General features: G+C 58.8%; 12 protein-coding genes, 1 tRNA gene and 2 rRNA genes (1 of these 15 running past the window's edge). 10 read left to right on the top strand and 5 right to left on the bottom strand.

What is annotated here, in order from left to right:
- The 3 genes from A0U94_RS10480 to A0U94_RS10470 all read left to right on the top strand — a co-directional run.
- Positions 1 to 1,539: ribosomal RNA gene (locus A0U94_RS10480) — 23S ribosomal RNA — on the top strand (it extends 1,197 nt beyond the left edge of the window).
- 87 nt (positions 1,540 to 1,626) lie between these two features.
- A 5S ribosomal RNA gene (rrf, locus tag A0U94_RS10475) occupies positions 1,627 to 1,741 on the top strand.
- Positions 1,742 to 1,791: 50 nt separating this feature from the next.
- Positions 1,792 to 1,868 (top strand) — tRNA-Met (locus tag A0U94_RS10470).
- 94 nt (positions 1,869 to 1,962) lie between these two features.
- On the opposite strand, the gene A0U94_RS10465 is transcribed toward A0U94_RS10470, so the two are convergent.
- From A0U94_RS10465 to A0U94_RS10445, 5 genes are all read right to left on the bottom strand, one after another.
- The gene (locus tag A0U94_RS10465; RefSeq protein WP_149026752.1) at positions 1,963 to 4,620 is read right to left on the bottom strand and encodes a hypothetical protein; all 2,658 of its coding nucleotides are present in this window, start codon (positions 4,618 to 4,620) and stop codon (positions 1,963 to 1,965) included.
- Positions 4,617 to 6,842: an MGH1-like glycoside hydrolase domain-containing protein gene (locus tag A0U94_RS10460; protein WP_077803335.1), complete on the bottom strand. Its 2,226-nt coding sequence runs from the start codon at positions 6,840 to 6,842 to the stop codon at positions 4,617 to 4,619. The genes A0U94_RS10465 and A0U94_RS10460 overlap by 4 nt, the downstream gene beginning before the upstream one ends.
- On the bottom strand, positions 6,839 to 9,256 hold the full coding sequence (locus tag A0U94_RS10455; RefSeq protein WP_077803334.1) for a beta-glucosidase family protein: 2,418 nt from the start codon (positions 9,254 to 9,256) through the stop codon (positions 6,839 to 6,841). Before A0U94_RS10455 ends, A0U94_RS10460 begins: the two co-directional genes overlap by 4 nt.
- A gap of 1 nt (position 9,257) precedes the next feature.
- On the bottom strand, positions 9,258 to 10,616 hold the full coding sequence (locus A0U94_RS10450; RefSeq protein ID WP_077803333.1) for an MFS transporter: 1,359 nt from the start codon (positions 10,614 to 10,616) through the stop codon (positions 9,258 to 9,260).
- Between the two features lie 86 nt (positions 10,617 to 10,702).
- The gene (locus A0U94_RS10445) at positions 10,703 to 13,081 is read right to left on the bottom strand and encodes a TonB-dependent receptor (protein ID WP_077803332.1); all 2,379 of its coding nucleotides are present in this window, start codon (positions 13,079 to 13,081) and stop codon (positions 10,703 to 10,705) included.
- Positions 13,082 to 13,517: 436 nt separating this feature from the next.
- On the opposite strand from A0U94_RS10445, the gene A0U94_RS10440 reads away from it, so the two are divergent.
- The 7 genes from A0U94_RS10440 (at position 13,518) to A0U94_RS10410 (ending at position 22,312) form a co-directional block, all read left to right on the top strand.
- Positions 13,518 to 13,955: a MarR family winged helix-turn-helix transcriptional regulator gene (locus A0U94_RS10440; RefSeq protein WP_244177994.1), complete on the top strand. Its 438-nt coding sequence runs from the start codon at positions 13,518 to 13,520 to the stop codon at positions 13,953 to 13,955.
- A 155-nt stretch (positions 13,956 to 14,110) separates the two neighbouring features.
- Entirely contained in the window at positions 14,111 to 15,238 is a 1,128-nt protein-coding gene (locus tag A0U94_RS10435) for an FAD-dependent monooxygenase (protein WP_077803330.1), read from the top strand.
- Positions 15,239 to 15,257: 19 nt separating this feature from the next.
- Complete coding sequence (locus A0U94_RS10430; RefSeq protein ID WP_077803329.1) at positions 15,258 to 15,734, top strand: (2Fe-2S)-binding protein; 477 nt, start codon at positions 15,258 to 15,260, stop codon at positions 15,732 to 15,734.
- Between the two features lie 2 nt (positions 15,735 to 15,736).
- On the top strand, positions 15,737 to 19,339 hold the full coding sequence (locus A0U94_RS10425; RefSeq protein ID WP_077803328.1) for a molybdopterin cofactor-binding domain-containing protein: 3,603 nt from the start codon (positions 15,737 to 15,739) through the stop codon (positions 19,337 to 19,339).
- A gap of 2 nt (positions 19,340 to 19,341) precedes the next feature.
- Entirely contained in the window at positions 19,342 to 20,649 is a 1,308-nt protein-coding gene (locus A0U94_RS10420) for a solute carrier family 23 protein (protein ID WP_077803327.1), read from the top strand.
- Entirely contained in the window at positions 20,640 to 21,677 is a 1,038-nt protein-coding gene (locus A0U94_RS10415; RefSeq protein ID WP_077803326.1) for a 2,5-dihydroxypyridine 5,6-dioxygenase NicX family protein, read from the top strand. The genes A0U94_RS10420 and A0U94_RS10415 overlap by 10 nt, the downstream gene beginning before the upstream one ends.
- Entirely contained in the window at positions 21,677 to 22,312 is a 636-nt protein-coding gene (locus A0U94_RS10410; RefSeq protein ID WP_077803325.1) for an N-carbamoylsarcosine amidohydrolase, read from the top strand. Before A0U94_RS10415 ends, A0U94_RS10410 begins: the two co-directional genes overlap by 1 nt.
- Positions 22,313 to 22,331 lie beyond the last annotated feature (19 nt).

The following is a 22,331-nucleotide window of genomic DNA, read 5'->3' as shown; positions in this document are numbered from 1 at the left end:
AGACGGGGTGACCCTCTCTGGAGATATCGGAAGTGCGAATGCTGACATGAGTAGCGACAAACAGTGCGAGAAACACTGTCGCCGAAAGTCCAAGGGTTCCTGCGCAAGGTTAATCCACGCAGGGTGAGCCGGCCCCTAAGGCGAGGGCGAGAGCCGTAGTCGATGGGAACCAGTTTAATATTACTGGGCCTGCCAGAAGTGACGAATGAGAGATGTTGTCTGTCCTTAACGGATTGAACAGGCTTTTCAATCATTCCAGGAAATAGCTCTGGCGTATAGACCGTACCCGAAACCGACACAGGTGGACTGGTAGAGAATACCAAGGCGCTTGAGAGAACGATGCTGAAGGAACTAGGCAAATTGCTCGTGTAACTTCGGGATAAACGAGACCCAACCGTGGGCAACCATGATTGGGTGGCACAGACCAGGGGGTAGCGACTGTTTAGTAAAAACACAGGGCTCTGCGAAATCGTGAGATGACGTATAGGGCCTGACGCCTGCCCGGTGCCGGAAGGTTAAGAGGAGGTGTGCAAGCACTGAATTGAAGCCCCGGTAAACGGCGGCCGTAACTATAACGGTCCTAAGGTAGCGAAATTCCTTGTCGGGTAAGTTCCGACCTGCACGAATGGCGTAACGACTTCCCCACTGTCTCCAGCATCGACTCAGCGAAATTGAATTCCCCGTGAAGATGCGGGGTACCCGCGGTCAGACGGAAAGACCCTATGAACCTTTACTGCAGCTTTGCAGTGGCATCAGAGACATTCTGTGTAGGATAGGTCGGAGGCTTTGAAGCCGGGGCGCCAGCACCGGTGGAGCCATCCTTGAAATACGACCCTGAATTTTTCTGATGTCTAACCGAGACCAGTAAGCCTGGTCCGGGACCCTGCATGGTGGGCAGTTTGACTGGGGCGGTCGCCTCCCAAAGTGTAACGGAGGCGCGCGATGGTGGGCTCAGGCCGGTCGGAAACCGGCTGTCGAGTGCAATGGCATAAGCCCGCCTGACTGTGAGAGTGACAGCTCGATCAGAGACGAAAGTCGGCCATAGTGATCCGGTGGTCCCACGTGGACGGGCCATCGCTCAACGGATAAAAGGTACTCTAGGGATAACAGGCTGATCTCCCCCAAGAGTCCACATCGACGGGGAGGTTTGGCACCTCGATGTCGGCTCATCACATCCTGGGGCTGGAGCAGGTCCCAAGGGTTCGGCTGTTCGCCGATTAAAGTGGTACGTGAGCTGGGTTTAGAACGTCGTGAGACAGTTCGGTCCCTATCTGCCGTGGGTGTAAGAGACTTGAGAGGATTTGTCCCTAGTACGAGAGGACCGGGATGAACATACCTCTGGTGCACCGGTTGTCACGCCAGTGGCACAGCCGGGTAGCTAAGTATGGACGGGATAACCGCTGAAAGCATCTAAGCGGGAAACCCACCTCAAAACTAGGTCTCATAGAGCCGTGAGAGACCATCACGTTGATAGGCCGGGTGTGAAAGTGCAGTAATGCATGCAGCTAACCGGTCCTAATCGCTCATACTTCTCACATCAAACACATGCACAGAAATCAGCCACACTCTCTTCATAAAAACGCACCAACCTCCACCCTCTCTCAAAAGACAGGGTGGGCTGGAAGACCTGGTGGCCATTGCGAGGGCCCTACACCCGATCCCATCCCGAACTCGGCCGTGAAATCCCTCAGCGCCTATGATACTGCACCTTAAGGTGCGGAAAAGTCGGTCGCCGCCAGGTCCCCCAGCCCACTCACACCACAAAAAATACCCCAACATCAAAAACACCACCGCGGGGTGGAGCAGCCCGGTAGCTCGTCAGGCTCATAACCTGAAGGCCGCAGGTTCAAATCCTGCCCCCGCAACCATCTGAAATCGCAAAAACCCCGCCAGGTCAATGACCAGGCGGGGTTTCGCTTCGTGGACTAAGCTTAGTACGCGCCTGTTAAATGTCGTGTTGCCTCAATGGTTTGGAACGGATGCGTTTAAAGTCCCGTCCCATATGTAGGGGATGGCCAGCAAACCGGAAGGGAAGGTTGTTGGATTTAAGAACGAATCCATTTTGGGATATAGAATATTTGCAGCAGTATTGCGGATATGTAGATTGATTTTGAGGTCTTGATCGGCGGGAAGAAGAAATGACGCGCTTTGTTCGATGCTTTTTCCTATCTGCCGCCCATTCACGAAGCATCTCACTGTGCCTGAAATTTTTGGTAAGACTAGATAGAGATTTTTCTTATGGCATCTGTTGAAATTTGATAGGTGCAGAGTATAGATACCTGGGCCGGAAAAATGCTCAAATCCCTGTTGTTCCCAGCCGCATTCAACAGCGATAGGCACTGGATGGGTATTGGGATCTGACTGAAAGAGCCATCCTCCTTCGAGCATTTTTTTGTAAGGAGTAGAAAAGCAGTCTTTGTTCTGTATTGGCAAACACTGGGCTTTTGCGGCTATGTCAGATAATTCAAAGGTTAAAAGCTGCCTGGGCCTAAGGGAAAGAATGCAGGTTGTATCGGCTGGGATAAAAACCGGGGATATTGCCGACGCGGTGTCACATCGCCATTCCAGAAGAATCCGTTCCTGTAACGCTGGGGCAAGCGTGGCTGTTCTTTCCCAATCTGAGTCATTAAAGACAGCTACGCGTAACAGGGAGGGGGTCAATCTCTGTAACGTGATCCTTTGAGGTTGATCTTCGATTGTCAGAAGAGGTGACGAGAAGGTTTCTGCAATAAGACGGGTAATTTCCGAAGTCGTGATAACCGGCCCTTCGATCCGCTGCGTTTTGTCATTTCGGGAGGTTGTGACGATTTTTCCTGATCTGAGCAGGCGTCCTCCTGTACGGGAGAACTCTTCAAGGATTGAGAGAGTTTGAGGATCGCGGACGACGGTGACGTCTGGCAGAATGATGGTATCGAACTGGCCTGAAACCATATGCAGGCAGCCGTTTCTGACAGTTTCCTGACGGATCTGCCTTTCGTCAATAATCGTATATCCGATGCCTGCGTCCATCAGTGCCCTGGCCCAAATGCCGAAATGCGCTGCGCAGTCCGGGATACTGCTGGCTGCCCTGAGATCCTCCAGAGGATAGAACAAGGCTACCGATCGCACTGGTACTCCATCTTCCAGAAAAGCCGATAGACGTGCGAGTTCTTCCAGAACATCCGATGCGTCGTCCCACCAGGGCTGAAGATTGAATCCTGGAGCAAAGTCGAAATGCGGGTCTGACTGGTGCGTGGGGTTCGGGTGGATCGCGTCCGGCAGGAAGAGGGCATGGAGCAGAACGCGGCGTGCGCCTTGAAGGATATGACGGATCATCTGGGCGCGTAGCCGGGAAAGTGAAAGGTCCCATTGTCCATGCAGGGACGGTCGGCCTACTTCCCGCCCAGTAGAATATTGTTCGACCGTGCAACGCGTACGCCCGTGCGCACGGGCAAGAGAATCTCCCAATATGGCGGAAAGCTGTGGATTGTAATCGGCAGCATCCGTGACGCTCTGGGTTTTGAATGCGTCGATATCAAAATAGTCTCCGCCTGGAGCGACGCGCGCATCAATACCGCCCAGCCCTCCGAGAAGATTCCAGCCACCGACATGCGGCAACAGTTCATGGCCGGTAAGACCAATGTCATGTGCGTCGCACCATCGCCGGAGGGTTCCGAAAAAGGCATGATGCATCTGTCGGGCATAGGTTTCAAACAGATATGCGCGCTGCGATGCGGCCTGTGGATCCGTGCCATAAACCGCGTCCAAAAGGACAATACCGTCGATACCAGTCTCAGTCAGGCTGTCGTCCCAGAGAAGGGAATTGTGGATTGCGTCGGGTCCGGACGCTGAATTCTGGCCGTTCCATGTGTAGAAACCTGCATAAGGATGGTCGAAGAAAAATGCCTCTGCTTTGGGAAAAGCCGCGCGCAGGGGCGCGTAGACACGGTTGGAAAAGCGTTCGGCTGTTTCCGGAAGAAGGTAATTGACCAGCCGGGATGTCAGGCATGTCGCTGCCACGAAGAGGGCAACGGGGCTTCCGTCCGGGAGATCCGGGGCAGTGATCTGTACGGTGCAACCGCTGTCGCCTGTTTCAAGAAATCTGATCTGGGAAGGCTGAAGAAGTGTCCGGGACGATATGACGCCACCGGCGACGATCTGCCACAAGCCCCATTGGGCATTGCCGCCCTCATATGTCCAGCGTCTTGCGGCCGGTCCGAGAAAATCCAGAAATGTGGCGTCGATGTCTGAAATCTGAAGCGCGGCCTGCCCGTTCTGGAGGCTTCCGGAAGTCCAGAACAGGTGTCGTTCACGGAGATGATCGGCGCCCTGAACAGTGAGGCCCCCTCCATGTCCCGACATCCAGCCATATTCATCGTAGATCTCAATGCTGAGTCCGTGTTCCTCTGCCAGATCCGAGACGAGACGGCACAGGGCCAGATAATCAGGGGACAGATAGTCGGACAGGGGCATGGCGAGCCGTGCCTGTACGAGAATACAGCCCAGCCCGGCACGTTTCATGTCCGCGATGGCCTCGCGGCACATCTGAGGCGTGGGCAGGTGGTGCCAGAACCAGAAGGCCGCAGTCCGGAAGCGGTTTTCGGGTGTCTGAAACCAGTCGGGCAATGCCGGGGTGTTCACGCCGCAATCAGCGGGGTGAGGTAGAGATCGAGCCGTTGTCCGCGACGCATACCGGACAGGTCTATGTTCGGGTTCCGTGTGGCGGAGCGGGGACTGCCATCCACACGAAGTTCCACGATCCGCGCGGCGTAGGTCGGACCAAGTGTCAGAACCCCCTGCTGGCCTTCATGGGCGTGGATGCGACAGCTCATGAGCGCTTCACTGATGGTGAGTTCTGTCAGGCGGCCTGTTCCCGTCCAGGAGAGGATCTCTTCCTGACCACGGAAGAGCGTCATGCGGCCGTTTGTGACAGCCATGATGACCTGTCCGATGGGTGTGTGGATCGGGCCAAGTGTGACGTCCGTCCCTGTATTCTGCAGTTCCCAGCCTGCCCAGGGGTTAATGTCCATAACGTCTGCAACACCCAGCATGGGCAGCATCGCGCCCCAGGAATAGAACAGGTCCGTATCCGGTTGGTCGTTGGCCTCGCCTGTTATTGCCGAGTAATTTTCTGCGGCAATCCTGCGTTCCGTCCATGACTGGTTGAAGAGCGCCATGCTGCGTTCGGCGAGCAGGGATGCTTCTGCGACAAAACCGTAGCGCCGCAGACCATGCCACACAAAATAGTTCACATTTGGCCAGATACGGCCCCGCCAGTAGACGTTATCTGCAAAAGCAGGATCATCCCGGCTGACATTGGGGATCATAAACGGGCCGTTGAAGCGGGCCGGATCAGAGAAATGTCCGATCAGGGACTGTGCCTGTTCAGGTGTTGCGGCACCGCAGATCAGCGGGAAGAAGCTTGTTGGGCCGACACTGTGGACGAAACCGCCGTGTCGTTGGCGATTGGCAAAAATGCTGCGTTCATGATCCCACAGATGTTCCCGGATTTTGCTACGGGTATCGTTTGCCAGTGCATTGAAAGTCTGTGCGTCTTCAGTGCGTCCCAGCTCCCGCGCAATATGCGCCAGACATTCCGCATCAAGCGTCAGAGAGCAGTTCAGTCCGACATCAAGCAATGACAGCGTGCGTGTTTCGGGGCTGTAGAGCGCTTCGTCATGGGTTGGGGAATTGTCCATCCCCGTTTCGTTGCGGGCTCCGAAGTGGGTGCCTTTGTACAAAGATTCTCCGATATCGGATGTTCCGCACGAGACAAGCCCCATGCCGTCGGGATCACGTTCACGTCGCCACCACATGTGATTGCGGGATAATGCCTCGTAATGACACTCGAGGAATGACCTTTCGCGCTGGCGCAGATAGATCATCCACGTCATGAATGCGCCGTTCGGAGCTTGTGTCCGGTCCACCCATGTGTCGTTCGATGTGGCGAGGCAGGAAAAATTGCCTTGAGGCGTTGCGCTTGCTGTCGCTACCGCCATGTTCTCTCGCGCAGTCTGTCCATCAATGAGGGCGGTCATCAATGCGGAATAAGTCTGATCGTTGTACCAGACTGCGAATGTCCCCAGATTCCAGATCCGGCTGAAAGTGGTATAAGGGCGACGATTGATGCCGTCATACAGGGTGTTCCAGGCCATAACATCACGAACGGCATCCAGGGCCCCGGCGTGACGTCCGATCTGGGCGGGAAGTACAGGTTCTTTCTCAAAAGCGCGCTCAAGTGCCGCCCGGGCCTTCGCGACGGCCAGTGCTTCACTATCCGCGACGGCTGCGGCGAAGCGCCCTTTGCGCATCATTTCCAGATTGAACCGTAATGCGATGACGGGGGCGGATGTGCCTCTGCTGCCTGTATGGAAATAGCCGTTATCGTCGAAATCTTTTGCGACGGCTTCCAGAGACTCATGAGCCGTAACCTGCACGGGGGCCATGTCGCCCATCAGGGCTACATACCGGTAGCCCAGCCGGATGACGGCGGCTTCCCCGTTATAGGTCACTGTGGTGCCACACTCGGAAGACAGACACAGTGTCAGCCAGTATCGTAGTCCCCATTCCGCGAGGACTTTCCCCTCCCAAGTCCCCAGCAGGCAATAGGGATCATCTTTCTCATAGCGGAATGCGATTTCCGTCCCACCATGCCGGGTTTCGAACTCCACCAGCCTTCCGTCCATGTCATGACGGCCGAACAGAAGATCCTTTCCCGGCGGAAGCAGTGTCGCGCTGCGCTGGCTGGTGGAATAGAGCAGGGGCGTCACATGAACGCCCAATGGCAGGAATGTCATTGCTGCCGGTCGATCGGACCAGGTGTTCCATGCGCGGGCCGGGGCCACGGTGCTCTCAACAATCATGATGGATCCAGTTCGCTGCTATGGTCAGGGCGATGTCCGGGTTTTCTTGCGCCACTACGTCTGTTGGCGTCGTCAAGGATCTGTGTCAGTCGGATTTCGTCCAACTCAAGGCCGAACGACCAGCAGAGCGTGTCGTAGATACCAAGGAAGGAACGGCGGCAGGAAGCAAGCCGCGTTTCGGTCCCAGCGATGCCCTGACCCGTCACACCGGCAAGCCACGCGACCAGATCGTCCTGTACGCCCGGAACTTCCAGCGCCTGTCCGGGCGGGGTGTGCGGATCGAGCCATCGCGCTGCTGTGGCATCGCCCGTGACATGAAGGGGAGCCGAGAGGCGGATATCGCGGGACGATGCCCCGATTTCGATGCCGACCTCTCCGGCAGGGACAGTCCAGTCGTCCCGTACGGTGTCGAAATAGGCGAGATCGCGGCGGCTTAGCGTCATGTCCACGACGCGGCTTTCTCCCGGCTCCAGACAAACCGTCGCAAACCCTTTCAGGGCCCGGAGCGGATGGTGGGGGAGCGCCCGGTTTGGGGCGGTTGGAGTCCGCCCGAGGTAAAGCTGACAGACTTCCCAACCGGTCCGGGCGCCGGTGTTGGACAGTGTGAAGCGGACGGTCACGTCATCCGCTCCGGTCGTCAGTTCCAGCGCGTCGTAGGTAAAGGACGTGTAGGACAGTCCGTGGCCGAATGGGAAAAGCGGCTGTATGTGGCGGATGTCGAAAAATCGGTATCCGACAAAAATGCCTTCCCGATACAGATGTGTTCCCTGTTCACCGGGATATCCCAGAAAGGCAGGGCAGTCTTCCGGTCGCACAGGCCATGTAACAGACGTTTTGCCGGACGGGTTGGTATGCCCGAACAGGATATCGGCCACGGCCTGTCCCAGACCGGCCCCTGCATAGCCTGCCGAGAAAATGGCCTGCACGTTGTTGGCCCATGGCAGCACGACGGCATCCGGATGGGTCAGAACCACGACGATCCTGTCATGGATCTTCGTCAGTTCGGCAATCAGGCGATCATGCGCCGGGCATAGCTCCAGATCGGGCCGGTCGGCGTTTTCGCCACTGACGCAGGGCGGCGTGGAGGCGAAGACGATGACGGTTTCGGCCGTGCGCGCTGCGGCAAGGGCTGAGCCCTGACGGTGTGCGTCATGGTTGCCATCCTCACCCCAGCCGGGTTCCCAGTGGATGGATACACCTCCAGGTGCAGTCTCTCTCAGGCAATCGAGCGGAATATCGCACCGGATGGGGCGGACGGCGGCGCTTCCGGCCCCCTGAATTTCAGGCAAGACCGCGCCTGTGCCAATGACCAGCAGGCGTTCACCGGGTTCCGAGGTGAGAGGCAGGACGTCATTCTGGTTGCTCAGCAGAACGCAGGCGCGGGAGGCCGCCTTGCGGGCGAGATCATGATGGGTCGCGAAATCCGGGCGTGAAACGGGCAGTCGGCGCTGGGCATCCATGATCCGCAGGGTGAGGGCAGCGATATGGGTGCAGGCTTGGTCCAGCGCAGCCTCAGGCCCCCTCTTGTTCAGGACTGCGCTTTCAAGCCGTCGCCTGCGGGCGGCATTGAACGGCATATCCAGATCGTTTCCGGCCTTTACGGCGGCTGGGAGATCCTGAATCCCGTGCCAGTCAGACATGATCACACCGTCATAGTGCCACCGTCCCCGGAGGACCCCGCGCAGGAGCCACGGGTTCTGTGACGTCTGAATTCCGTTGAGCCGGTTGTAGGATGTCATGACCGTCCACGGGTTACTCCGGGCAATCGCGCGCTCGAAACCCAGAAAATACAGTTCGTGCAGCGCGCGGGGCTCGACGACGGAATCCATGCTGATGCGTTCAACTTCGGAATTGTTGCACGCAAAATGCTTGAGAGATGCTCCCACGCCCTTGTCCTGAAGACCCCGGATGACGCCGGCTGCCATGTCTCCCGTCAGGATCGGGTCTTCGCTGAAATATTCAAAACCCCGCCCCGCCAGCGGCGAACGGCGCAGGTTGATGCCCGGTCCGAGCAGAATCTGCGCGCCTGCAGCCCGGCACTCGATTGCCAGTGCCTCCCCGATCTCATGGGCCAGTTCGATGTCCCAGCTGTTGGCCAGAACGGACAGTGCAGGAAAACAGGTTGCCGGCACGCTCTTGCCGAGCAGGACATTGCTGTCACGACTTTCCGGATCGTCAGTTGTATCAACGGCATCGAGGAACGCCCCGAGATCGGCATTCTGTGGGTCTGTGGAGATCTGATCCGGTACGACGCGCAGGCCGTTGGAACCATCGACCATCAGTAATGACGGCAGTCCCAGTCGGGGCACGCCCGTCGTGCGCCACAGGCCGTTGCCGCAGACGAGGTCGAGCTTCTCCGTGATTGTCATCTGCGCGACGATGGCGCTGGCCCCACTTCGGAATGCGTTTGCCATGTCAGATCCCCTCTAGCGCAACGGGGGTGTCAGGCTGAAGGGTGCGCGTTATCTCGTCTTCGGAAGGGTAAAGCAGGATGACCAGGACCGAGAGCAGGGCGACGCAGGCCGGGACACCCAGAAAACCGAACGTGATAAAGGCCCGTGCGGTCTGTGTCTGTGTGACGGCATGGGGAACATAGCCGCCCCAGCCCAGAATTGCCGCAGAAAGCGAGCCGCCGACGGCCCAGGCGACCTTTCCCGCAAAGCTGTTCACGGAATAGGCCATTCCGGACGCCCGAACGCCCGTAACGGCTGTACCGTAATCAATGGAATCCGCGACCATCGCATAGAAAACAGGCAGGGTCATGCCTTGGAAAAAGCAGATCATGCCAAAAACGGCGACCAGATAGACCGCGCTGTTCGGGCCATAGGCAAACAGGGCCAGACCGATTGCAGAGAGAATATAGGGCAGCACAATCGTCAGTTTCTGTCCGACATGGCGGGCAAGCCAGGGCGAGCACATCACTCCCAGAACCTTGCTGGCCCCCATCATCGAGATGAGCAGCCCTCCGAAATACTGCGGGCGATGCAGGACTTCTGTCGCGTAATACAGCGACAGGCCATAGAACGCCGTCAGATTGATGTAGAACAGGCTCAGCACGATCGTGACGATCACCCATGCCCGGTTGCGGAACAGGGAGCCGAGCAGAACCCGGATGGGGCTGTCATTCGCTTCCAGATCATGACGCTCGCGGCAGGTGAAAAAAGGAATGAGCGCCAGTCCTCCGCCTACGGCCCCTGCAACGGCCATCGCCAGCGGGTATCCCAGCTTCTCGTTACCAGCGCCAAACAGATGCACCATTGGCAGGATGGACGATCCGACCAGAAACGTCGCGAGTGTTGCGCCCATCATGCGGAAAGTGGACAGGGAGAGACGGTCCTCCCGGTTGCGGGTCATGACGTTGGGCAACAGCCCATAGGGCACGATGACGAGCGAAAAGAGTATACCCATCACGAGATAGGTGGCGTAGGCCCAGGCGAGGCGTCCTCCTGCTCCAAGTGGCAGTGGCAGAAAACAGCAGAATGTCAGGAGGCCGAGTGGTAGCGAAAACCATTTCAGGTAAGGCCGGACGCGCCCCCCGAACAGGATGCGATGGTCGATCAGATATCCGATGACCGGGTCCACCACGCTGTCGACCACCCGTGCCAGAAGCATCAGCAGGGCAACAGAGGATGCGGAGAGACCGTAAACATTGGTATAGTAATAGATGAGATAGGCCCCGGTAATTCCAAACAGGGCATTCCCTGCCAGATCGCCGAAACCGAAGCTCATCCGTTCCCACAATGCGGGGCGCTGGTTGTTCGTTGTGCCGTTCATGCAGCCATCCGGTTGTAAGCGCTGCGCTGCCTTTTCTTCATCCTGAAAAGGTAGCGCCGGGGAAGTCCGGTCCGGACAGGGGAGTGTCAGAAGTCTGCTTTCACCCCACCGAAGAATTGTCGGGGTGCGCCCACGACCAGCGACTGGTAATCGCCCGAAAGCGGATTGCCGCCGTCATCACCGGTCATGATCAGGTAGCGTGACCCTGTCAGATTGGTGACGTTAAACGATGCTGTCAGATTTTCCAGACGTCCGATGCGGCCGAAATTGTAGCGTGCTCCGAAATTGACCAGCCAGTAGGACGGAAGGGAGGTGTCGTTCGTGTAGCTGAACGGACGGCTGCTGGTGTAGAGAGCGTCGATGTTAAAGCTGGCCTTCTTGTAGGTGTACTCCGCCGTCGCCTTGTACATCAGGTCCGGATAGTTCACGACGTGCTTGCCCTTGGTGGCATAGGTCGTGCCCTGCTGGCTGATGTTGTTGTCGTAGGTCGAGTGGTTGTAGCTGATCGAGTTAAAAATCGAGAGACCACGCAGCGGGCGCAGGGTCAGACCGGCATCCACGCCGTTCATCGTCACACCGCCGAGGTTCAGCACCGTTGTCTGCGGGTTGGTCTGGCTGCCCTGGACCAGCGCGCCCAGACGGTTTGAGAAGTTTACGCGATAGGCACTGACCGAGAAATCCACACGCCGCTGCGTAAAGCGGTAGCCAACCGAGTAGGCCCAGCTGGTCTCGGGTTTGACGGAGCTGCGTGACAGATCGAAGGCCTCCTGCGAGACGGCAAACGGCGATGCCGACAGGTGATAGCCGCTTTCCGGATAGGCGCGCATGTTCTTGGCGATATCGAAATACAGCTCATGATGCGTCAGGAAATGCCAGTCCCCGCTGAAATGCGGCAGGAACGCCCCGAATGTCGTCAGACCCACGCCGCCGGCAAGAGCATTGGTGCCGGTATAGGGTTCGTAATTTCCTGTCTGTCCGACATGGGTCGTGCTCAGCATGGATTTGAAACCTGCATGGAGCGAAAGGTCTTTAACTGGACGCCAGGTGTCCTCGATATAGGTCTGCATCGTGTTGGTATTGTAGGTCTGCCCCCAGAGCTTGGCGAAAGGGTCGGACCATTTGCGGAAAGGATTTGGCGTCAGCGTCTGACCGTCGGCAAGAAGCGGGTCGTTGTAGGCGAACATGTTCGAGACGTATTTGTTGTTCTCGTACCAGATGCCGCCATGAATTTCGTGTTTCCCAATATCATACGTCATGCTCGACGTCAGGCCGAAGCGCTGGATATCGGGCTGCTTGACGATTTCGGAAAGGGGGGCGCCGTTCGCTGACGCCATCCAGGGGTCAGACCACTGCGTATTGGCCTTCTGGTTATGGCCGTACACGACGGAATCCCACCGCAGATGATCCGCCAGCTTCAGATGAAAATTCAGTCCTCCCAGCAGATCGCGGGAAGCCGTTGTTCCGGCGTAGTAGGATACATCCTTCGGGTCGCTGGTTTTGTCTTCGCCGTGCGAGTAGATCCCCTGTGCTGCGTTATAGGCCAGTCGATAATTCGGATAGTAGTTGGAGATGCCGTAACCCAGCTTCTGGACCGTCTCCAGTGTTTCGGACTGGTAATTGAACTGCTGGACATCCGCCCAGTCGAACAGGAGCGAGACGCTGCTTTCATTATGGATCGGCTGCACCAGCTTCAGGTTAGCCTGCTGGAAGAACTGGGTGCCATAGCCTTTCCACAGTTTGGTGTCGTTCCGCATGTAGGACACGTAGAACTTGGTCCCGGTGGGGTTCAGCTTGCCGCTGTCGATACGGATGAAAGCGTGGGTGGTGGCGTTGCTTCCGCCGGTCGCGGCCAGCGTGCCACCGAACTTGTCCTTGGGATCAGACGACGAAATCATGATTGCACCGCCGAGCACATTGGTGCTGGGCATGTCCACGGCGCCCGCGCCCTGTGACATCTCCATATGACCAACATTCTCGGATGACAGCGCGGCAACAGCGTTCAAACCGTTATAGTTGCGATAGACGGACTCACCGAGTGGAATACCGTCCAGTGAAAAGCCGATCTGGTTCTGTGAGAACCCGTGGATATAGAGTTTGACGCCGCCCGTATCGACGCCCTGCGCATCGTCCGATTGAAACAGGACACCTGGCACGTTCTGCAACGCTTTCATGACGGAAGTTCCGGCAACAGCGTTTGTGAAGACGTGTTGGGAGATGACGGTCTGTGCACCATGAGAAACACGCCGTCCCTGAACTTGCATAAGTTCGGGTTGCATGGCGCGGGCCGAAGCGTGCCGTGCGGCAGATGGTCTGGACGCAGGGAGCGTGTGCTGTGGATGCGCCTTTCCCTTACGGGCATGCTGCGATTTTTCTGCCGCCCACCCGTATGAGGGAATGACGGCCAGCACTGTGGAAAGCAGAGCCATGTGGCGTAACGCGAGTTTGTTCTGAGAGACGATACGCATTGAGATCAATCCTTGCTCTCACACGGGTCGGATGGGATGGCAATCTGATAACGGGAAAACGTCACGTTTCGATCTTATAACGTATAAACGATATTATGAACGACAATTCGATTCTGCAACAAAAAAGAATCTCCCGAAAAGCACTGTCTTACAGCCATTGTTTTTCGTTTTTCCGGATGCTCCGTTCAGAGATTGTGTAGCTATTACTAATGTATACGTCATTAATCAGGGGCAGGTCTGCAGAGACGTGCGTGGACAGGGGAAGTGACTGAGGCATTGCGAAATGTGGCATGGAATGCTGGTCTTCTTTCTGAATGTGTGGGGGTATCCGGGGTATCGGTCGCGCGCTGTGAAGGGAAGGCGATCGGGAAATTTGGATATACAATCCCTCCAGAGGCTGTAAAAATCTTTTGGGGTTTCAATGGAGAAAAATCCGATGTCGCGTGATGCAGATTACGAGCTTTGCAATCAGATCGGATATCTTCTCCGGCGCGCCTATCAGCGACACACGATCATCTTTCAGCGTGAAATTCCCGACGATCGGCTGACCTCTGCCCAGTTTGCAGCCATGGTGACAGTCTATCGGCTGAAGGAAGCCCCTCTCGTACAAATCAGTGCCGCGACCGGCATTGATCACGCAACTTTGCGTGACATCGTCATGCGTCTTCGCAAGAGAGGACTGGTGAGCATTGTTCAGGATCGCAATGATCGCAGGCAGCGTATCGTGTCCCTGACACCGGAAGGGTTCATCCTTGTCGAGAGTACGATTCCAAGTGCTGCGGATGTGACAGCCCGTACGCTGGCACCGCTTGATGCGTGCGAGAGGGTTGCGGCGCTCCATATCCTGAAAAAACTGGCGTTTTTCGAAGACTGAAAACTCCGGAATATATCTCAAACAGGAAACGAAACGGAATCGTCATAATTTTCTTGACGCACCCGGAAGGACTGTGAATTATTCATATATAGTGTGTACGCCATTATTGTTGGGCTCTCTTGCTCCGCGATGGCCAGCAGCAGAAGGGCAATCAGATGTCGGGTGGTGTTCGGGTCGGTATTGTGGGGGCTGGTCTTGGTGGCGTTGCTGCAGCGGGGCTTTTGCAGCGTAAGGGCTTTGACGTAACGCTTTATGATCAGGCGCCTGGTTTTTCCCGGCTGGGGGCAGGCATCCAGTTTGGCCCTAACGTCCTGAAAATCCTTGCCCATCTTGATGGTCTGGACAAAAAACTCGAGGAAATTTCCTGCCTTCCTGACTACTGGGTCAGCCGAAACGGAACAGATGGCTCGGTTCTTGCAAAAATCCCGCTGAATGCGGAGCGTGAGCGCTACGGTGCACCTTACATCACCATTCATCGTGGTGATCTGCATCAGGCGATGCTTGATTGCATTGAGCCTGACCGCATCAAATGGGGCCACAAACTCGTCGAGTTTACAGATAACGGTAAGACCGTTTCGCTGGAATTCGAGAACGGTTCTACGGATAGCGTAGACATTCTGGTTGCAGCAGACGGAATAAATTCGCGTGTACGTGAGAAAATCTTCGGTCTGGAAGAAGCTCTCTATACCGGCTGGATCGCGCACCGGGCGATCATTCCCGGTGCCGCCGCGAAGGCTCTGGGAGCGGATGTCAACGCCAAGTGGTGGACCGCTGACCGCCATATTGTCTGCTACTATCTCGATCGCAAGGAAGAGGAATTCTATCTGGTAACGGGAGAGCCGGCGGAATGGACCAGCCGGGCCGGTCAGCTTCCTTCTACGCGTGAAGAGTTCAAGGCGGCATTCGCGGATTATCATCCGATGGTTCAGGGCTATATCGATGCGGCGGAAACCGTGACGAAATGGCCGCTCAAGACGCGTGAGCCGCTGTCGAAATGGCATGAGGGCCGTGTGGTGCTTCTGGGTGATTCCTGTCATCCGATGAAGCCCCATATGGCACAGGGTGCAGCCATGGCAGTCGAGGACGCAGCGGTTCTGACACGCTGTCTGAGCGAGCTTGGTGTTGCCGATCTGGATGCGACGTTCGAGGCCTATTACGGGGCCCGCAAGGAACGTGCGACCAAGGTCCAGAGCATTTCCAACGCCAATACCTGGCTGCGTCAGCCTGAAGATCCGTACTGGTGCTACGGCGATAATGTCTACGACCTGAAACTGACATCCTGACGTGAAGGAGAGGGACGCTATGACGGACAGCGTCTTTCTGATGGTGAATGGGGAACAGCGCCAGGTTCACGCTGCCCCTGGCACACCACTCCTGACAGTGCTGCGCAATGATCTTGGTCTGAATGGCCCGAAATTCGGATGCGGACTGGGAGAATGCGGGGCCTGTACCGTACTGCTGGATGGCAAAGCCGCGCGAAGCTGCGTGGTTCGGGTTGAAACCGCCGCTGCGTGCGCGTCCGTCGTGACGCTGGAGGGGCTTTCCCCCGATGGGTCCGATCCGGTCCAGAAGGCTTTCATCAAGGCACAGGCCGCACAATGCGGATATTGCCTGAACGGAATGGTCATGACGGTAAAGGCGTTTCTGGATGCCGTGCCCGATCCTGACGAGGCAGCGCTGAAAGAAGCGTTGCGATATAATCTGTGTCGCTGTGGCACGCATGTTGAAATCATGAAGGCCGCCTGCATCGCGGCAGGTCTTGTAAAGGGAGAGCCCTGATAATGCAGGCATCGCTCCCTACGGGCTCCCTCAGCATTTTCCGTCCTGCGCAGCCTCCGAAAGGACTGGCGGCACGGGGCGGCTTTATTCCCAAAGACGAGATTTTCCTGCGCATCACGGCTGACGATCAGGTCATGGCGTTCTGCGGGCATGTGGATCTGGGAACGGGGATTGCGACGTCTCTGGCGCAGATCGTGGCGGAAGAGCTTGATGCCCGTCCGGCGCAGGTGCGGATGGTGCTGGGCCATACCGAAGACACGCCCGATCAGGGCGCGACGATTGCGAGCGAGACCATTCAGGTCACGGCCATTCCACTTCGCCGGGCAGCAGCGCAGGCGCGGCATCTCCTGCTGGAACGTGCAGCGGAACTGACAGGTCGGACGGTTGGGACCATAACGCTGCGGGAGGGTGAGCTGGTCTGTGAACCGCCCTTGCCGAACCGGGTCTATCGGATCGGAGATCTGGTCGAGGGCGTGGAACTGCGGGTGCTGCTCGATGATGCGGCGGCGGTGAAAAGTACGTCAGAATATCGTCTGGTGGGGCGGGATATGCCGCGCGTCGATATTCCGGACAAGGTGACGGGCCGGGCGGTCTATGTCCATGACGTCCGTGTGGACGGGATGCTGCATGGGCGCGTCGTGCGGCCGCCTTATGAGGGTTACGATCACGGACCGTATGTCGGACGGGCGCTGCTTTCGGTTGATCGGGAGTCTGTGACGCATCTTCCAGGTGTGGTGGATGTGGTCGTGGTCGGCGATTTCGTGGGTGTAGTGGCCGAACGCGAGGAACAGGCTGCGGCTGCCGCAGAAGCATTGCGGGTCAAGTGGGCGCCTGTTGCACTGCCGGATCTGACCGATCCGGTCGAGGCCGTGCGGGATAACCCTGCAACGCCGCGCGTTGTGCTGGATCGCGGCATGCTTGAGGACGGTCTGGCAGGTGCGAAGACTGTTTTGGAGCGGGAATATTTCTGGCCGTACCAGATGCATGGCTCCATCGGTCCGTCCTGTTCAGTGGCGGACTGGCAGGATGGAAAGCTGAAAGTCTGGTCCGGGACGCAGAACCCGCACATGCTGCGCGCGGATCTGGCGCTGCTGATGGGCCTGTCTACGGCGGATATCCAGGTCATCCGGCATGAGGCCGCCGGGTGCTATGGGCGTAACTGCGCAGATGATGTGGGCGGCGACGCGGCCCTGCTGTCGCGCGCGGTGGGGCGTCCGGTGCGGGTGCAGCTTTCGCGCGAGCAGGAGCATGTCTGGGAGCCGAAAGGTGCGGCACAACTCGTGCGGATCCGGGGCGGAATTGATGCGTCCGGGCAGCCCGTCGCGTATGATCTGGACACCAGTTATCCGTCCAATGTCTCGCCATTGCTGGCGCTGGTTCTGACGGGTGTGGTTCCGGCAGACGTGCCGTCTGTGGCGCAGATGGGGGATCGGACGTCTGTTCCGCCCTATGATTATCCCAATGCGCGGGTGACGGTTCAGGATATGCCGCCGATTGCGCGGGCGTCCTGGTTTCGGGGCGTTTCTGCGCTCCCCAATAGTTTTGCGCATGACAGCTATATCGACGAGTTGGCGGCGGAGGCCGGGGCTGATCCGCTGGAATACCGTCTGGATCATCTGCGGGACCAGCGGGCCTGCGAACTTCTGAAGGCGACGGCGGATCGGGCCGGGTGGACATATCGGGCCGGCCCGGTCGAGGTTGATCCGCAGGCGCGCGTGCTGAAGGGGCGTGGGCTTGCTTATGCGCAGTATGTGCACGGGACGTTTCCGGGCACGGCGGCGGCGTGGTCGGCCTGGGTTGCGGATGTGGAGGTAGATCGTCAGTCCGGCGTGGTGAGTGTCACGCGGGCGGTGGTCGGGCAGGATGCGGGCATGATGGTGAACCCGGCCGGGGTGCGCCATCAGCTTCAGGGCAATGTCATCCAGTCCACGAGCCGGATCCTGCGCGAAGAGGTCCAGTTCGACGAAAAGGGCGTGGAGAGCAGGGACTGGGGAGGATATCCGATCCTGACTTTCCCGGAGCTTCCAGCGATCGAGCCCGTTCTGATGGAGCGGCAGGACCAGCCGCCTCTGGGGGCGGGAGAGTCCGCGTCCGTGCCGAGTGCGGCGGCGATTGCCAATGCGCTTTATGCTGCCACGGGCATGCGTTTTCGCGATGTGCCATTCACGCCTGAAAAAGTGAAAGCACGGCTGGATGAGGCACTGGGTCCGCTGAGTGCGGAAGCGGTGCGACCACTGGCAGCACTGGGTGTGGCTGGGCCGGAAATGCGTCCGGCGATGGCACGGACGACGCTGGGCGCGAAGCTGCGTCGCGGGGCGTTTGCAGCGGCTTTTGCGACGGTGGGCGGTCTGATGGCGACGGTCATGCCCTGGCGGTCGGCGATTGCGCCGGCCTCACTGCCGGAAGCCGGGCTGTTTTCCGATGCCGCGATTGCACGGGGCGAGAAGGTTGCGGCCGCGGGGGATTGTGCGGTCTGTCATACGGCGTCGGGTGGGGTGACGAATGCGGGGGCATTCCCGCTGGAGACGCCGTTCGGGATCATCTATTCCACCAATCTGACGCCCGATGTGGACACCGGGCTTGGGGCCTGGTCCTACGAAGCGTTCGAACGGGCGATACGTCATGGCATCAGTCGGGACGGGCGGCATCTTTATCCGGCGTTTCCCTACACGGCGTTTGCGAAGACGAGCGATGCGGATCTGCGGGATCTGTATGCCTATCTGATGTCGCAGAAACCGGTGCGCAATGCGGTGCCGAAGACGGCGCTGAAGTTCCCGTACAACATGCGCTTCTCGATGGCGGGGTGGAACATGCTGTTCCATGATCCCGCGCCGTTCACGCCCGATCCGGCCCAATCTGAACAGTGGAATCGTGGGGCCTATCTGGCGGAAGGTCTGGGGCACTGCTCGGCGTGTCATACGCCGCGCAATGCGCTGGGGGCCGAACGCTGGAAGAATGCGTATCTGGCCGGAGGCGAGGCCGAGGGATGGTCGGCACCTGCGCTGAGCACGCTGTCGCAGTCTCCGTTGCCCTGGAGTGAGGACGATCTGTACGCCTATCTGCGGACCGGGTTCAGCCCGGCGCATGGTCCGGCGGGAGGGCCGATGGCGCCGGTTGTTCATTCCATGGCGTCCCTGCCGGATGCGGATGTGCGGGCGATTGCGCATTACATCGCGTCCTTTGATCGCAGGAATGCCGTCGAAGGTGTGGCGGCGCGTCGGGATGCGGTTTTGGAACAGGCGCGCGGGCTGCAGGCGCTGGACCGGGGCGAGGGCTCGCGGATCTATAACGGAAGCTGTGCGAGTTGCCATGAAGGCGAAGGCGCGCATCTGTTCGGCGCGCGTCCCCAGCTTGCGCTCAACAGTAATATCCAGGCGGACAGCCCGGATAATCTCGTTCATGTCATTCTCAAGGGTGTTTCGCAGCCTGCCTATGCGCAGGCGACCACCATGCCGACATTCGGGAACATCCTGTCTGACCGCCAGATTGCGGAACTCGTTGCATATCTGAGGCGGACAATGGCTCCCGGTCGGTCCGAATGGACGGATCTGGAGGCCCATGTGGCCCGGCTCCGTGCTCAGATCCGCGCGAACGGAGGACACTGAGGATGAGTGAACGCTGGCTTCCGGTTTGGCGTCGGGCGCAACGGACGGACATGATCGCGCCTGACGAGCATCCGGGGATGGGACAGACGGTCCTGCTCGGCGGCCAGCATGTCCTTGCGATGACGGGATCGACCGTGGTGGGGCCGCTGCTGATGGGGTTTGACCCCAATGTGGCGATCCTGTGCTCGGGGCTGGGAACAATCCTGTTCTTCCTCATCACCGGGGGACGCATTCCGAGCTATCTGGGGTCGAGTTTTTCCTTCATCGCGCTCGTCGTGGCGCTGACCGGATATTCCGGGCATGGTCCGAACCCCGATATCGCACTGGCCTGCGGCGGGATTTTCGTCGCGGGCGTGGTGTATGCGCTGATCGGGGTTCTGGTCCGGATGACGGGCTCGGGGTGGATCGAGCGTCTCATGCCGCCATCCGTCACCGGGGCGATTGGCGCGGCGATCGGGCTCAACCTGGCGCCTGTGGCGTCGCGCGGGCTCGGGCATGGCGGGGCCGGGACGGCCTGCGGTATTTTTGCGCTGCTGTGTACGGCGCTGCTGGCAGTCTATGGCGGTCCGTATCTGCGGCGGCTGTCGATCCTGCTGTCCCTGATTGTTTCCACGCTTGTGTATGTCGTGGTGGCGAACGGGCTGCATCTGGCGCCGGCGATGGATTTCTCCGAAGTTCTGTCCGCCCCGTTGATCGGGATGCCGCATCTGACGGCACCTCGTTTTAACGGCCATGCAGCCATTCTGCTGGCGCCTGTCGCGCTGGTTCTGGTGGCGGAGAATCTTGGGCATCTCAAGGCGATCGGGGCCATGACGGGGCGCCCCCTGGATCACCTGACGGGGCGTGCGTTCCTCGGGGACGGGCTGGCGACGATGCTGGCGGCCAGTCTCGGCGGCACGGGTGTGACCACCTATGTCGAGAATATCGGCGTCATGGCGCTGTCCCGGGTCTATTCAACGCTGACTTTCGGGGTGGCGGGATTGTTCGCCATTCTATTGGGTTTTTCGCCCTTCTTCGGGGCGCTGCTGCGGGCCATTCCGGAGCCTGTGCTCAGTGGCCTCTCGGTCGGGCTGTTCGGTCTGATCGCGGCGACGATGGTGCGCGTCTGGGTGGATAACCGCGTCGATTTCTCCCGTGCCTCAACGCTGTTTCCCGTTGGCGTGGCCCTCGTGGCCGGGGCGGGAGACCTCACTTTCACCATCGGCGGTGGGACGCTGGGCGGCATTGCAACCGCCACAATCGCCGCCATCGGCCTCAACCAGATCCTGAGGACGGGATCGGAATCCAAGGAGCCACCTTCATGCCCGTAAGTGATTTTGAACTGGTCCAGGCCTGGCGACAGGTGCTGACGCTGTGTCGTCTGGAAGCGGGGCAGACCGTGACGTTGCTGACGTCCCTAGGCAGCAATGAACAGACCCTCCGCTGCGCGGTTCTCGCCGTCCGGGAAAAAGGGGCGATTGCGAACCGGCTGGATCTTCAGCCGACGAACGGGGCGCTGTCCTTCTCGCGCGATCCGCTGGCGTTTGTCGGGACGACGCCGCTGACGAACAACCGGGCGGCGGTCGAGATGCTCAAGGCCAGCGATCTGGTTCTGGATCTGATGACGCTGCTGTTCTCGGCCGAGCAGCATGAAGTCCTTGCAGCGGGTGGCCGCATCCTGCTGGCCGTGGAGCCGCCCGAGGTTCTGGTGCGGATGACGCCGACGATGGAAGACCGCGAGCGCGTTCTGGCGGCGTCGAAAAAGCTTCAGGCGGCGAAGGTCATGCGGGTGACGTCGGCGGCGGGGACGGATGCGTCCTTTGCGCTGGGCGATTATCCGATGCTGGAGGAATATGGCTTTGTGGACGCGCCGGGACGCTGGGATCACTGGCCGAGCGGTTTTCTGGCGACATGGTCCAATGAGGGTTCGGCGGAAGGTAAGATCGTTCTAGCGCCGGGAGACATTCTCCTGCCGCAGAAATCCTATGTGACGGCACCCATCACCTGCCATCTTGAGAAAGGGTTCGTCCGGGCAATCGAGGGTGGTTACGAGGCCGATCATCTGCGGGATTACATGGAAAGTTTCAACGATCCGGAAGTCTATGCGGTGTCGCATATCGGCTGGGGGATGCAGGACCGGGCGCACTGGTCGGTCATGGGGTTCTATGACCGCGAGGCCAGCATCGGCATGGACCCCCGCGCCTGTTCGGGGAACTTCCTGTGGTCCACGGGGCCGAACAACGAAGCTGGCGGCACGCGTGATACGGCGTGTCATATCGATATTCCGATGCGGGGCTGCACGGTCACGCTTGATGATGTGCCGGTCGTGAAAGACGGCAAGCTTGTGGAGAACGCATGATGAGCGTGCAGAGCAATCGCGACGAAGACCGCTACAGGAAGCAGGGTTTCGGAAACGAAATGGGTATGACGGGGCACATTGCGCTGCTGATTGTCGATTTCGTCAACGGGTTTGCCGATCCGGAAGCCTTTGGCGGCGGCAATATTCCCGAAGCGATCGAGCGGACGAAAACGCTGCTGGCGACGGCGCGGCGTCTGGGCTGGAAAGTGGCGCATACGCGGATCGTGTTCGCGGATGATGGCGCGGATGCGAACATCTTTTCGCTGAAAGTGCCGACGATGCTGGGGCTGACGGAAAGTAACCCCGCGTCTGCCATCGTGGACGAACTGGCGCCGGAGCAGGGCGAATATGTGGTCCGCAAGACGGTGCCGTCTGCGTTTGCAGGCACGCCACTGGCTTCCTGGCTGGTGACGCACGGTGTGCAGACCGTTGTTGTCGCCGGATGCGTAACGTCCGGCTGTGTGCGGGCAAGCGTGCTGGATGCGATGCAGTACGGGTTCCGTCCGGTGATCGTCTCTGATTGTGTGGGTGACCGCGCCATCGGGCCGCACGAGGCCAACCTGTTCGACATGGCTCAGAAATGCGGTGACGTCATGGACCTCGACACCCTGCTGTCCCGTCTTCCCAACGCCTGACCTCAAAATTTTTCAGAAG

Source organism: Gluconobacter albidus (assembly GCF_002005485.1).
In the GTDB taxonomy this organism is placed as follows: Bacteria; Pseudomonadota; Alphaproteobacteria; order Acetobacterales; family Acetobacteraceae; genus Gluconobacter; species Gluconobacter albidus.
This window is presented reverse-complemented; position numbering and strand designations above follow the sequence as displayed.

Excerpts from the sequence above, each read along its gene's own strand:
- A0U94_RS10415 (WP_077803326.1), top strand. The coding sequence starts at position 20,640 with ATGCCCGTAAGTGATTTTGAACTGGTCCAGGCCTGGCGACAGGTGCTG.
- A0U94_RS10455 (WP_077803334.1), bottom strand. The coding sequence starts at position 9,256 with ATGGCAAACGCATTCCGAAGTGGGGCCAGCGCCATCGTCGCGCAGATG.
- A0U94_RS10435 (WP_077803330.1), top strand. The coding sequence starts at position 14,111 with ATGTCGGGTGGTGTTCGGGTCGGTATTGTGGGGGCTGGTCTTGGTGGC.
- A0U94_RS10460 (WP_077803335.1), bottom strand. The coding sequence starts at position 6,842 with ATGATTGTTGAGAGCACCGTGGCCCCGGCCCGCGCATGGAACACCTGG.
- A0U94_RS10445 (WP_077803332.1), bottom strand. The coding sequence starts at position 13,081 with ATGCGTATCGTCTCTCAGAACAAACTCGCGTTACGCCACATGGCTCTG.
- A0U94_RS10410 (WP_077803325.1), top strand. The coding sequence starts at position 21,677 with ATGAGCGTGCAGAGCAATCGCGACGAAGACCGCTACAGGAAGCAGGGT.
- A0U94_RS10425 (WP_077803328.1), top strand. The coding sequence starts at position 15,737 with ATGCAGGCATCGCTCCCTACGGGCTCCCTCAGCATTTTCCGTCCTGCG.
- A0U94_RS10430 (WP_077803329.1), top strand. The coding sequence starts at position 15,258 with ATGACGGACAGCGTCTTTCTGATGGTGAATGGGGAACAGCGCCAGGTT.
- A0U94_RS10420 (WP_077803327.1), top strand. The coding sequence starts at position 19,342 with ATGAGTGAACGCTGGCTTCCGGTTTGGCGTCGGGCGCAACGGACGGAC.
- A0U94_RS10450 (WP_077803333.1), bottom strand. The coding sequence starts at position 10,616 with ATGAACGGCACAACGAACAACCAGCGCCCCGCATTGTGGGAACGGATG.
- A0U94_RS10440 (WP_244177994.1), top strand. The coding sequence starts at position 13,518 with ATGTCGCGTGATGCAGATTACGAGCTTTGCAATCAGATCGGATATCTT.